Origin of the sequence: Streptomyces sp. YS415, assembly GCF_023544665.1 — a bacterium.
GTDB lineage: Bacteria > Actinomycetota > Actinomycetes > Streptomycetales > Streptomycetaceae > Streptomyces.
In genome coordinates this window covers 299,425-312,460 of record NZ_JAMJFL010000002.1, presented here as the reverse complement: position 1 = coordinate 312,460, position 13,036 = coordinate 299,425, and the positions used below count along the sequence as shown (strand labels likewise).

Genomic DNA, 13,036 nt, shown 5'->3' with positions numbered 1-13,036 from the left:
CAGCACTGTGACGGTTGCCGTCACCCAGCGTCGGCCAGGGAGATCAGCCGGTGACCTGATACGTCCCCGACGCCTGCTCGAACAGCCGGGTCACCTCGTCCCGCTCCGCCTCCGGACCGCGTACCTGCACCACGTGGTACCGGTCGTCGATCAGGATCGCGAGATTGCGCACGAACCGCTCGCGGCCCTCGTCGTCGGTCCAGGTGAACTGGCCCTCGGCCATGCTCCGTCCGCCCACCTCGATGGTCTTCAGACCGGTGGAGGTGGCCCAGCTGGAGTCCCGGTACGGCTGCAGCTCGGGCTCGTCCTCCCGCTGGTAGGCCATCGGGTCGCCGCCGAACTCGTCCGCGGTGTCCCGGCCCGGTACGACGATGAGCTCGAAGTCGCCGTGTGCGTAGACCACTTGCCCGCGGCCGTTCTTCGCCGTCCGGTCCCAGCCGTTGGCGACGGCGACCCGGAAGCCCTCGTCGTCCGCGCGCAGGGTGAAGCCGTCGGCGACATCGGGCCCGGTGGTCTGCGAGCCGGTCGAACCCCCCGACTCCGAGGGGCTGTTCTTGGGCTTGTCGGGCTCCTCGCCGGGTGAGGTCTGGTCGGGCCGCGGCTCGCTGCTGGCCTCCGGTGCCTGGCCGACCTCGCCCGTGGCGCCGGTCCGGCCGGTGTCCTCGGTGCCGCCGCTCTCGGCCTTGGGCATGAAGAGCACCGCGTACGCGACGGCTCCCGCCATCAGCAGCAGGATCAGCACGAGCAGCGTACGGCCGAGGCTGCGCGGCGAACCCACGTCCTTCCGGGCCCGCTTGTGCCGTCCCTGGTGCGCGGGCAGCCCGGCACGCCGCCTGCGCACCAGCTCGCCCCTGCGGCGCACCACCGGCAGCCGGCTGGCGTCGACGGGCGGCACGGCGACGACATGCGCCCCCGCCTCCGGCTCGGGCGCGGACCGCACGAGGGAACGCAGCCAGCCGCGCAGCTCCTCGAAGTCGATCCGCTCGGTGGGGTCCTGGCGCAGCAGCGACTCCACGACCGGCCTGAGCGGACCGCACTCCTCCGCGAAGGCGGGCGGCTCGGCGCACACCATCTGCACCAGCTCGGCGGTCGACTCCTCGGGATACGGCGCGTGCCCCTGCACGGCCCGGAACAGCAGCGCGCCGAGCGCCCACAGGTCCGTCGCCGGGCCGATGGGCGCCGCCAGCTGCCAGTTCTCGTGCACGGGACCGGCCTGCTCGGGCGCCCACCGCTCGGTCACGGGACCGACGACGGCCATCCGGGCCTGGCGGGCCCGCTCGGCGGCGAGCGCGGTGGCGGGACCGCGGCGCACGGGTGCGGTGGCGGCCAGGTCGTCCCAACGGCTGGGCGGCGGGGCGGCGGGGGCGACCCCGGTGGGGCCGGTGGCGGGCGGGGATCCGGCGGAGCCGGGCGCACCGGCGGGCGGGAGTCCGGCGGGACCCGGGCGGCGGGCACCCGTGCCCCGGATTCCGGCGGGAGGGGCGAGCGGGCCGTTCCCGGCCGGGGGCAGGGCGGTGCGGCCGGGGCCTGCCTCGACCCCTGGCCGGCCGCCCGACTCCGGGGCCGCGCCGGGGGCGCCCGGACGGGGGGCGGCACCATGCCAGGAACCGGCACGGACACCGTAGGGATCAGCGATCTGACCGGGCGGCTGCTGGCCACCGCCGGCGGAGGAGTACGGCGTCTGCTGGGCACCGTTAGCGGAGGGATACGGCGGCTGCTGCGCACCGTTCCCCGAGGAGTACGGCGCCTGCTGCCCCCCACCGGCCGAGGAGTACGGCGCCTGCGACGCCCCGTTCCCCGAGGGATACGGCGGCTGCTGTGCCCCCGTCCCAGGGGCCGAAGAATACGGCGCCTGCCCCGCCCCGTCGGCCTCGGGCGCCGAGCGGGCGCCCGGCAACGCGGCTCGGCCGTTCTGCGCTTCCTGCACCCGGGCCGCGGCCCGCGCCCCCGCCCGGTACGCGGCGATCGCCCCGGCCCGCGCCGCCCGGATGTCCCCGCCGGCCTCCACGGCCCGGGGCGCCGGCGCTCCGGCTCCCGCGCCGATCGGGTCGGCGGTGCCGCCCGGTCCGGCGACCGGGGGCAGCCCACCGGCCTCCCGGGCCTCGATCGCGGCCCGCCGAGCGGCCTCGGGGTCCATCTCCACGGAAACCTGACCGCCAGGGGGTCCGCCGACCGCCGCGCCGCCCTCGTCCTCATCCAGCGGCACCGGGTCGTACCCGCACAACGCCTCTTCCGCGGCCCCGACCGCGAGCCCGGTCAGCATCACGCGTCCGTCGTCGCAGACGAGCACGGTCCGTGCGGTGATGTTCCGGTGCACCCAGCCGTGCGCGTGCAGCACCCGCAGCGCCATCAGCACGTCGGAGGCGACCTCGGCCGCCCGGTACGGCGTCAGCGGCTTCTCCGCGAGCAGCGCGGCCAGCGGCCGGGCCGGTACCGACTCGCTGACGATCCAGAGCGAACCGCCCTCGGCGAACACGTCGAAGACCTGGTCCAGCCGGGGATGGTCCGGTATCCGGGCCGCGGCCTGCGCGGCCTCCACCGCCCGCCGCACGGCCGGATCGCTGGGCCGCCGGGCACTGCCGCCCCCCACGGGCCGCCGCGCGGCACCCCGCTCACGGGCGGTGAACCCGTCGGGCAGCCCTTCCGCGTCGAGCACCTCGGCCTCGACGACCTCCGGCAACGGCACCTGCCTGACCAGGACTTCCTGCCCGCTGTAGGTGTCGAAGGCGCGCGTCTCGGTGAGTTCGTACTCGTCGGACGGCGGCAGCGGCAGGCGGTAGCGGTCGGCGAGTACCCGACCCGCATAGTCGTCCACGACGCCTCCCCCGGCCGCCCGGTTGGTCAATTCCGTTCGCCTTGCGTCCCGTTGTGGCCGCATACCTGGATGCGTACGGTCCGCAAGCACTCACGATACGTGCCGTAGGCAACCCGCAAAGAGGGGATGCCAGATCTCACGCACCAAACCGTGACCACCTACCGCCGCGGTGGATCACGACTCCGGTTCGAAGGACTCCGTCAGCGTCCGCCATGTGTCCTTACGCAGCTCAGTACCCCAATTGGCGGCTTTCGCCGTGTACATCAGCCCATACCCGAGATCGTCGTCCACCACGAACCCACGGTCGATGCTCCGGTACTTGGTACCCCCGTCGACGTAGGTGAACTCCCAATCGGCCGTGTTCCAGCCGCGGTAGTCCACCGCCTCTATGCGGATCCGCTGGTACTGGGCGCGCTGCATGGCGCCTTCCTGGCTCTTCCAGTCGGCGACGGGGTCGTCCTTGGGCGTGGTCGTCCAGCCGATGAGCAGCTTCTGTCCGTCGGGTCCGGTGAACCGGTCACCCGCGGCGCTCGTGGACTGGTACTTCCACCCCTTGGGCAGTCCGATGGAGTACCCCTGGCTGCCCTGATGGGTGGCCGCCGCGCCGCCGTCGCCGCCGGACGAACCGTCCGAGCCCGCCCCGCTCCCGGCGGAACCGCTCGCACTGGCACTCGGCGTCGACGCGGACGGACTCGCCTTCCCGTCCGGAGTCGCCCCGCCGCTCTCGTCGTCCCTGGTGTCGCCACTCGCGCTCGCCTCGGCCGAGGTCTTGGCGCCCCCGCCGGCCGCGGTGCCCTTGGGATCGTCGTCCCCGCTGAACGCGATCGCCAGCACCACACCGATGACGACCAGCAGCACCACGGCGATGATCAGCAGCGTCCGCCGCGACACCACATCGGTGAGCGGCGCCCTGGGCGCCGGCCGAGCCGGCAGATCCGGCGGCGTCATCACGGGCCACCCCGAACTGCGCCCGCCGCCCTGCCCGTTGCCCTCGGAGACACCGCGCTGCTCACCGGCGTCCGGGCCCGAACCGGCCGTCCCGTCGGCCGAGTCGGCACGAGCGGCGTTGGCGGCCCCCGCCGAGACGGCGGCCTTCCGCACGGAACGCAGCGCCCCCCGCAACCGCTCCCCGGCGTCCGCGGGCGCGTCCGGCTGGGCCGGCAGCGGCACGACCTTCGTCGCGTCCGGCGCCTCCGCCTCCGCCGCCTTGGGCTCGGGCGCGTGGATGACGGCGTTCAGCATGGACCGCGCACCGGCGTCGTCGAGCCGCGTCGCCGGGTCCTTGGTGAGCAGCCCGTAGATGACGTCCCGCAGCGGCCCGGCGTTCTTCGGCTCCTCCAGCGGCTCGGTCATCACCGCGGTGAGCGTGGCGATGGCGGAGCCCTTGTCGTACGGCGGCACCCCCTCGACCGCCGCGTACAGCAGACCGCCGAGCGACCACAGGTCGGCCGCCGGTCCCGGCTTGTGCCCGCGCGCCCGCTCCGGGGAGATGTAGGAGGGCGCGCCGACGAGCATGCCGGTGGAGGTGATGGACGGGTCGCCCTCGACCTGGGCGATGCCGAAGTCGGTGAGCACGACCCGGCCGTCCTCGGCGATCAGCACGTTGGACGGCTTCACGTCCCGGTGCAGGATGCCCTGACGGTGGGCCGAGCGCAGCACGTCGAGCACCGCGAGCCCGACCTCCGCCGCCCGTCTCGGCTTCAGCAGGCCGTCCTCCCGGATGACCTCGGCGAGCGACTTCCCCTCGACGAGCTCCATCACGATCCAGGGCCGGTCGTCCTCGTCGACCACGTCGAAGACCGTCACCGCGCTGTTGTTGCGGATCCGCGCGATGGCCTTGGCCTCCCGCAGCGTCCGCGTGATCAGCCGGCGCTTCTCCTCCTCGTCGATGCTCGAGGGGAACCGCAGTTCCTTCACGGCGACGGTCCGGCCCAGCGTCTCGTCCTCCGCACGCCAGACCGTGCCCATGCCGCCGCGGCCCAGCACATCTCCCAGCCGGTACCGCCCGGCGAGGAGACGACCGCTGTTGTCCTGACGGGATGCTCCCGCCCGCTCCGCCTCCGACATGCGTCCCCTCATGCAACCCGCCCTGACAGAGCCTCCATTGTCCCTCACCCGACAAGTGCCCGACGCCCCGGGTGCCGCTGGTGCGCAAGAGGTCCCTGAACCGGGGGCACCCTCGTCGGAACCAGTCATTCCGCGCCCTGCATCATGGGCTCCGACAAGGAGGTCCCCGCCATGCCACCCCTACGGACCCTACTGGCCGTTCCTGTGGCCCTGGCTCTCCTCGCCCTCACCCCGGCGGCCCCCTCGGCGCCCACCGCACCGACCGCGGACACCGTGCTCGCGCTGCTGGTCACCCGGGGCGGCGCCCCGTCCGCGGCGCTGCTCTCCGGCGGGAGGAGCGGCACCCGTTATGCCGAGGCCGGCCCCGGCATCTCCGCCGCCGACCACTTCCGGGCGGGCAGCATCACCAAGACCTTCCTCGCCACGGTCGTCCTGCAACTGGCCGCCGAACAGCGGCTGTCCCTGTCCGACCCGGTGGAGAAGCACCTGCCGGGCCTGGTGCGCGGAGCGGGCAACGACGGTCGCGCGCTGACCCTGCGTGCCCTGCTCACCCAGACCAGCGGTCTGTACGACTTCACCGCCGACACCGGGGGCCTCGTCCCCCTCACCCCTCGTCAGGCCGTCCGCCTCGCACTCACCCACCCCCCGGCCGACCGCGGCCGCTTCGCCTACTCCAACACCAACTACGTCCTGCTCGGCCTGGTCGTCCAGCAGGTCACCGGCCGCTCCTTCGCGGCCGAGGCCGAGCGCCGGCTGATCGCTCCCCTGGGGCTGACCGGCACCTCCTTTCCCGGATCACGCACCTCGCTGCCCTCCCCGCACGGCCGCGCCTACACCGCCGGCGGACGCGACGTCACCGAGCTCGACCCGCGGGTGGCCGGAGCCGCGGGTGAGCTGGTGACCACGCTCGCCGATCTGAACCGCTTCCAGACGGCGCTGCTCGGCGGCGAACTGCTGCCCCCGCGCCGGCTGCGCGAGATGCTCGACACCCGTGCCGCACACGGCCTGTACGGCATGGGCCTGTTCCCCGTGAAGCTGCCCTGCGGCACCACGGTGTGGGGCCACAACGGGAGCATCCCCGGCAGCTTCGTGCGCACCGCGGCCACCGTCGACGGGCGCCGTGTCCTGACCTACCGGGTGAACACGACGGCGGTGACGGACCCCGGTCTGGAACCCCGGCTGCTCACCGCCGAGTTCTGCCCCCGCACCCGGTAGAACGGCCGGGTTCCGGGCGAAGATCCCCATTCCCGCCACTCGTTCGAGTGAACAAAAGAGGTGAGCGAGAGGCCGACCCGCAGGGCGAGCGAGAGGGTGCACCAAAGGGCGAGCGAGAGGGTGACCCAAGGGGCGAGCGAAAGAGCTACAGCGGCACGATGTCCGGCGCCCCCAGCCGCGCCGCGTCCGCGGTCAGATCGTCCGGCTGCCGCTGGGACTCCCGCTCCGCCTCCACCCGCTTCTGGTAGTGCTGGATCTCCCGCTCGATGTGGTCCTTGTCCCAGCCGAGGACCGGCGCCATCAGCTCGGCCGCCTCGCGGGCGCTGAGGGTGCCCCGGTCGAAGGTCTCGATGGAGATGCGGGTGCGCCGGGTCAGCACGTCGTCCAGGTGCCGTGCGCCCTCGTGCGAGGCGGCGTACACCACCTCGGCGCGCAGGTAGTCCTCGGCCGCCCGCAGCGGCTCGCCCAGCGAGGGGTCCGCGGCGATGAGGTCGAGCAGCTCCTCCGCCAGCGCGCCGTACCGGTTCAACAGGTGCTCCACGCGCACCACATGAAGCCCCGTGCGGGCGGCGATGCGCGCCCGCGCGTTCCACAGCGCCCGGTAGCCCTCGGCGCCCAGCAGCGGGACGTCCTCGGTGACGCACTCGGCGACCCTCAGGTCCAGCCCGTGCACCGCCTCGTCCACGGCGTCCTTGGCCATCACCCGGTACGTCGTGTACTTCCCGCCCGCCACGACGACGAGCCCCGGCACCGGATGGACCACGGTGTGCTCGCGCGACAGCTTGCTGGTGGCGTCCGACTCGCCGGCCAGCAGCGGCCGCAGGCCCGCGTACACGCCCTGCACGTCGTCGCGGGTGAGCGGCACCGCGAGCACGGAGTTCACGTGCTCCAGCAGGTAGTCGATGTCGGCGCTGGACGCGGCGGGGTGTGCCTTGTCGAGGTCCCAGTCGGTGTCCGTGGTGCCGATGATCCAGTGCCGCCCCCAGGGGATGACGAACAGCACGGACTTCTCGGTACGCAGGATGAGACCGGTGGCGGAGTGGATGCGGTCCTTGGGCACGACCAGGTGGATGCCCTTGGAGGCGCGCACGTGGAACTGCCCCCGCTCCCCGACCATGGCCTGGGTGTCGTCGGTCCACACGCCGGTGGCGTTGACGATCTGCTTGGCGCGGATCTCGTACTCCCCGCCGGCCTCGACGTCCTGCACCCGGGCGCCGACCACCCGCTCGCCCTCGCGCAGGAATCCGGTCACCCGCGCGCGGTTGGCGACCTGGGCGCCGTACGCGGCGGCGGTGCGCACGAGGGTGGCGACGAAGCGGGCGTCGTCCATCTGGGCGTCGTAGTACTGCAGGGCGCCGACCAGCGCGTCCTTCTTCAGGGCGGGCGCCACCCGCAGGGCGTGACGACGGCTCAGGTGACGGTGCGCGGGCAGGCCCCGGCCGTGGCCGCGCGCCATCGACATGGCGTCGTAGAGGGCGACGCCGGAACCGGCGTACAGCCGCTCCCAGCCCTGGTGCTGAAGGGGGCACAGGAACGGCACCGGTTTCACCAGGTGCGGGGCGAGCCGCTCCAGCAGCAGGCCGCGCTCCTTGAGCGCCTCGCGCACGAGCGCGAAGTCGAGCATCTCCAGATAGCGCAGGCCGCCGTGGATGAGCTTGCTGGACCTGCTCGACGTGCCCGACGCCCAGTCACGCGCCTCGACCAGGCCGGTGGACAGGCCCCGGGTCGCCGCGTCGAGCGCGGTGCCCGCGCCGACCACTCCGGCGCCCACGACCAGCAGATCCAGTTCGCGCTCGGCCATGGCCGCGAGTGACTCGGCGCGTTGCGCCGGCCCCAGTGTCGCTGTCCTCACCGCTGCCTCCCGCTGTAGGTCGTCCCGGCCGCACCGGTGGGCGAAGCCCGGTCCTGTCCCCCATGCCCAAAGTCTGACCGGCTTGCCCGACTTCAGCCACCAGTCGCCCCCAGCCTGTGGACAACCTTCACGGATCTGTCCGACGGGTGTTGCCCGCCCGCCGGAAAGACACACAGGATCAATCCCGTATTTCGGTCATATTTACTCCTAGTCTGACATTGCGCTCGCCCGTCCTGTCCACAGGGCTTGCGCACCTGTCCCGCTTCGGTTACTGGGAAGGACGGCCCACGCCATGCCCGCAGATCTCGCCGTCATCGGACTCGGCCCGTACGGCCTGCCCCTGGCCCAGGCCGCCGTGGCCGCCGGCATCCCCACGCTCGGTTACCGCACCGGGCCCGAACCCGGCTCGCTCAGCCCCGCGGAGGTGCGCCGCATGGTCGCGGCGGGCTTCCGGTACGCCACCAGCCCGGCCGAACTCGGCCGGGTGCGCACCGCCGTCCTGTGCGCGTCCACCCCGCGCGGGGCGGACGGCGGCCTGGACCTCACCCAGGTCGAGACGGCCGCCCGCACCCTGGCCGGGCGCATGCGCCCGCACACCACGGTGATCCTGGAGTCACCGGTGCCCCCGGGCACCACCGAGGACGTCCTGCGACCGCTCCTCGAAGAGGGCTCCGGCCTGCGCGCGGGCCGCGACTTCCACCTCGCCTACTCCCCCAGCCGGGTGGATCCCGGCAACCGCGACTTCACGCCCGCCAACACACCGAAGGTGATCGGCGGCCTGACTCCCGCATGCACCGAGTCGGCGGCGGCCTTCTACGCACGCCTCACCGACAAGGTGGTACGCGCGCGTGGCCCGCGGGAAGCGGAGACGGTACAGCTCCTGGAGACCAATTTCCGCCACGTCAACATCGCCCTCGTCAACGAGATGGCCGTCCTCTGCCACGACATGGGCGTCGACCTGTGGGACGTCATCCGCTGCGCGGAGACCAAGCCCTTCGGCTACCAGGCCTTCCGCCCCGGCCCCGGCGTCGGCGGCCACGCCGTCCCCCAGGACCTGACCGGCCACACCGGCCGCACCCTGCGCATGGTCGAGCTGGCCCAGCAGGTCAACAGCCAGATGCCGCGCTACGTCATCCAGCGCGCGGCCACGCTCCTCAACGAGCACGGCAAGTCGGCGCGCGGGGCCCGCGTACTGCTGCTCGGCGTCACCTACAAGGCGGACCTCGCCGACCAGCAGTCCACCCCCGCCGAGGAGATCGCCGTCCGCCTGATGAGCCTCGGCGCCTCCGTCAGCTACCACGACCCGCACATCCCGTCCTGGAACGTCCTGGACCGCCCGGTCCCCCGCGCGGACTCCCTGTACGAGGCGGCGGCCGACGCGGACCTGACGATCCTGCTCCAGCAGCACCGGACGTACGACCTGCAAGGCCTGTCGGTGAAGGCGCAGCTCCTGCTCGACACCCGCGGTGCCACGCCCACGGGGGCGGCGCACCGGCTGTGAAGGGCGGGCCCGGGGCCCGGTGACGCAAAGGGCCGGTCGTCCCGCTCGGGACGACCGGCCCTTCAGATGCCGTACGGGCTACCGCTTGTGCTGCGAGTCGGCCACCGTGACCTCGACCCGCTGGAACTCCTTCAGCTCGCTGTACCCGGTCGTGGCCATGGCCCGGCGCAGCGCGCCGAAGAGGTTCATCGAGCCGTCGGGGGTGTGCGACGGGCCCGTCAGGACCTCCTCGATCGTGCCGACCGTGCCGAGGTCGACCTTCTTGCCGCGCGGCAGCTCCTCGTTCACGGCCTCCATGCCCCAGTGGTGGCCGCGGCCCGGCGCATCGGTCGCCCGGGCCAGCGGGGAGCCCATCATCACCGCGTCCGCGCCGCAGGCGATCGCCTTCGGGATGTCGCCGGACCAGCCCACGCCGCCGTCCGCGATGACGTGGACGTACCGGCCGCCGGACTCGTCCATGTAGTCGCGGCGGGCCGCGGCCACGTCGGCGACCGCGGTCGCCATCGGGACCTGGATGCCGAGGACGTTGCGCGTGGTGTGCGCCGCGCCGCCGCCGAAGCCGACCAGGACGCCCGCCGCGCCGGTGCGCATCAGGTGCAGGGCCGCGGTGTAGGTGGCGCAGCCGCCGACGATCACCGGGACGTCGAGCTCGTAGATGAACTGCTTCAGGTTCAGCGGCTCGTGCGAGCCGGAGACGTGCTCCGCGGAGACCGTCGTGCCGCGGATGACGAAGATGTCCACACCCGCGTCCACCACGGCCTTGGAGAACTGCGCCGTGCGCTGCGGGGAGAGCGCCGCCGCGGTGACCACGCCCGAGTCGCGCACCTCCTTGATGCGCGCGCCGATCAGCTCCTCCTTGACGGGAGCCGCGTAGATCTCCTGGAGGCGGCGGGTCGCGGCCTCGTCCGGCAGCCCGGTGATCTCGTCGAGCAGCGCCTGCGGGTCCTCGTGGCGCGTCCACAGGCCCTCGAGGTTCAGCACGCCGAGGCCGCCGAGCTCGCCGATGCGGATCGCGGTGGCCGGGGAGACGACCGAGTCCATGGGGGCGGCCAGGAACGGCAGCTCGAAGCGGTAGGCGTCGATCTGCCAGGCGATCGAGACCTCCTTCGGGTCCCGCGTACGACGGCTCGGGACGACGGCGATGTCGTCGAAGGCGTACGCCCTGCGGCCGCGCTTGCCGCGCCCGATCTCGATCTCAGTCACGTCTGTGGCCTTTCCCTGATGCGTTGCAGCGTCTTCCAGTATCGCCGACGGGCACGGCGAGGGCGGCCCCGGATGCCCCGGGGCCGCCCTGTCGGAAGCTTGCGACTACTTGTTGCGGCTGTAGTTCGGCGCCTCGACCGTCATCTGGATGTCGTGCGGGTGGCTCTCCTTGAGCCCCGCCGACGTGATCCGGACGAAGCGGCCCTTGGACTCCATCTCCTCGATGGTGGCCGCGCCCACGTAGCCCATGGTCTGGCGCAGACCGCCGACGAGCTGGTGCAGCACGTTGCCCAGCGGGCCGCGGTAGGGCACCTGGCCCTCGATGCCCTCGGGCACGAGCTTGTCGTCGGAGGCGACCTCGGCCTGGAAGTAGCGGTCCTTCGAGTACGACCGGCCCTGGCCGCGGGACTGCATCGCGCCGAGCGAACCCATGCCGCGGTACGACTTGAACTGCTTGCCGTTGATGAACTGCAACTCGCCCGGAGACTCCTCGCAGCCCGCGAGGAGGCTGCCCAGCATCACGGTGTCGGCACCGGCGGCCAGCGCCTTGCCGATGTCGCCGGAGTACTGCAGACCGCCGTCGCCGATCAGCGGGATGCCGGCCGGGCGGGCCGCCAGGGACGCCTCGTAGATGGCGGTGACCTGCGGGACGCCGATGCCGGCGACCACGCGGGTGGTGCAGATGGAGCCGGGGCCGACACCGACCTTGATGCCGTCGACACCGGCGTCGATCAGCGCCTGGGCGCCGTCACGGGTGGCGACGTTGCCGCCGATCACGTCGACGTTCACGCTCGACTTGATCTTCGCCATCCAGCTGAGGGCGTTGCTGTTGTGGCCGTGCGAGGTGTCGACGACCAGGAAGTCCACACCGGCCGCGGCGAGCGCCTGGGCGCGCTCCAGGGCCTCGGGGCTGGCGCCCACGGCGGCGCCGACGATCAGCCGGCCCTCCGCGTCCTTGGCCGCGTGGGGGTACTGCTCGGCCTTGACGAAGTCCTTGACCGTGATCAGGCCCTTGAGGACGCCCGCGTCGTCGACCAGCGGCAGCTTCTCGATCTTGTGGCGGCGCAGCAGCTCCATGGCGTCGGGGCCGGAGATGCCGACCTTGCCGGTCACCAGGGGCATGGGCGTCATGACCTCGCGCACCTGACGGGTGCGGTCGCTCTCGAAGGCCATGTCGCGGTTGGTGACGATGCCGAGCAGCTTGCCGTTGCCGTCGGTGACGGGCACGCCGCTGATGCGGAACTTGGCGCACAGCGCGTCGGCCTCGCCGAGCGTGGCGTCCGGGTGCACCGTGATCGGGTCGGTGACCATGCCCGACTCGGACCGCTTCACCAGGTCGACCTGGTTGACCTGGTCCTCGATGGACAGGTTGCGGTGCAGGACGCCGACGCCGCCCTGGCGGGCCATCGCGATCGCCATGCGCGACTCGGTGACCTTGTCCATGGCGGCGGACAGCAGCGGGATGTTGACCCGGACGTTGCGGGAGATGCGGGACGAGGTGTCGACCGCGTTGGGGAGCACTTCCGATGCACCCGGCAGCAGCAGCACGTCGTCGTAGGTCAGCCCGAGTGTCGCGAATTTACCGGGCACTCCGTCGACGTTGGCAGTCATGACACCTTCCCCAAATGGCCTTGATCGGTGCGGATGTCCATGCTAACGGGAAGGAGGGCCGTCTCATTCCACGGTTCCGGACCGCACCGGGCTTCGTATGTTCGTACGGAAACGGCGCACCGCCTGTTCAACGAAGGGCCGCCGAAGGCCTACTGCTCGGCCAGCGCCCGCAGCCGGCTCAGCGCCCTGTGCTGCGCCACCCGGACGGCGCCGGGTGACATTCCCAACATCTGACCGGTCTCCTCGGCCGTGAGCCCCACCGCGATCCGCAGCAGCAACAGCTCCCGCTGGTTCTCGGGCAGGTTGGCCAGGAGTTTCTTGGCCCATTCGGCGTCACTGCTGAGCAGGGCGCGCTCCTCGGGGCCGAGCGAGTCGTCGGGGCGTTCCGGCATCTCGTCGGAGGGGACGGCCGTCGAACCGGGGTGGCGCATGGCCGCCCGCTGCAGGTCGGCAACCTTGTGCGCGGCGATGGCGAAGACGAACGCCTCGAAGGGGCGGCCGGTGTCCCGGTAGCGCGGCAGGGCGAGCAGGACGGCCACGCAGACCTCCTGCGCGAGGTCCTCCACGAAGTGCCGGGCGTCGCCGGGCAGCCGGGACAGCCGGGTGCGGCAGTAGCGCAGGGCGAGGGGGTGGACATGGGCGAGCAGGTCATGCGTGGCCTGCTCGTCCCCGTCGACGGCGCGATGGACGAGTGCACCGATCGCCCCTGCGGCAGTGGCCGCCTCGTCGTCGCGCATCGGTCCATGGTGCCCTGCGGTGCCACGGTCCGTGG

General features: G+C 72.7%; 8 protein-coding genes. 2 read left to right on the top strand and 6 right to left on the bottom strand.

Annotated elements, in window-relative coordinates; translation table 11 throughout:
* Positions 1 to 43 precede the first annotated feature (43 nt).
* Together M8H82_RS04470 and M8H82_RS04465 are read right to left on the bottom strand one after the other, a co-directional pair.
* The gene (locus M8H82_RS04470) at positions 44 to 2,815 is read right to left on the bottom strand and encodes a protein kinase (protein ID WP_250071067.1); all 2,772 of its coding nucleotides are present in this window, start codon (positions 2,813 to 2,815) and stop codon (positions 44 to 46) included.
* A gap of 174 nt (positions 2,816 to 2,989) precedes the next feature.
* Positions 2,990 to 4,882, bottom strand: a complete 1,893-nt coding sequence (locus M8H82_RS04465; protein ID WP_250071066.1) for a serine/threonine-protein kinase — start codon at positions 4,880 to 4,882, stop codon at positions 2,990 to 2,992.
* Between the two features lie 171 nt (positions 4,883 to 5,053).
* Here M8H82_RS04465 and M8H82_RS04460 point away from each other — a divergent pair, with 171 nt between their 5' ends.
* Complete coding sequence (locus M8H82_RS04460) at positions 5,054 to 6,097, top strand: serine hydrolase (RefSeq protein ID WP_250071065.1); 1,044 nt, start codon at positions 5,054 to 5,056, stop codon at positions 6,095 to 6,097.
* 145 nt (positions 6,098 to 6,242) lie between these two features.
* Here M8H82_RS04460 and M8H82_RS04455 read toward each other — a convergent pair whose 3' ends face one another.
* On the bottom strand, positions 6,243 to 7,949 hold the full coding sequence (locus tag M8H82_RS04455; protein ID WP_250071064.1) for a glycerol-3-phosphate dehydrogenase/oxidase: 1,707 nt from the start codon (positions 7,947 to 7,949) through the stop codon (positions 6,243 to 6,245).
* 292 nt (positions 7,950 to 8,241) lie between these two features.
* Here M8H82_RS04455 and M8H82_RS04450 point away from each other — a divergent pair, with 292 nt between their 5' ends.
* The gene (locus M8H82_RS04450) at positions 8,242 to 9,450 is read left to right on the top strand and encodes a nucleotide sugar dehydrogenase (protein ID WP_250071063.1); all 1,209 of its coding nucleotides are present in this window, start codon (positions 8,242 to 8,244) and stop codon (positions 9,448 to 9,450) included.
* A gap of 78 nt (positions 9,451 to 9,528) precedes the next feature.
* On the opposite strand, the gene M8H82_RS04445 is transcribed toward M8H82_RS04450, so the two are convergent.
* The 3 genes from M8H82_RS04445 to M8H82_RS04435 form a co-directional block, all read right to left on the bottom strand.
* The gene (locus tag M8H82_RS04445) at positions 9,529 to 10,653 is read right to left on the bottom strand and encodes a GuaB3 family IMP dehydrogenase-related protein (RefSeq protein WP_250071062.1); all 1,125 of its coding nucleotides are present in this window, start codon (positions 10,651 to 10,653) and stop codon (positions 9,529 to 9,531) included.
* A gap of 105 nt (positions 10,654 to 10,758) precedes the next feature.
* A complete protein-coding gene (gene guaB / locus M8H82_RS04440) occupies positions 10,759 to 12,264 on the bottom strand; it encodes an IMP dehydrogenase (RefSeq protein WP_250071061.1) in 1,506 nt (501 codons plus the stop codon).
* Between the two features lie 149 nt (positions 12,265 to 12,413).
* Entirely contained in the window at positions 12,414 to 13,001 is a 588-nt protein-coding gene (locus M8H82_RS04435; RefSeq protein ID WP_015658406.1) for a sigma-70 family RNA polymerase sigma factor, read from the bottom strand.
* Positions 13,002 to 13,036: the final 35 nt, after the last annotated feature.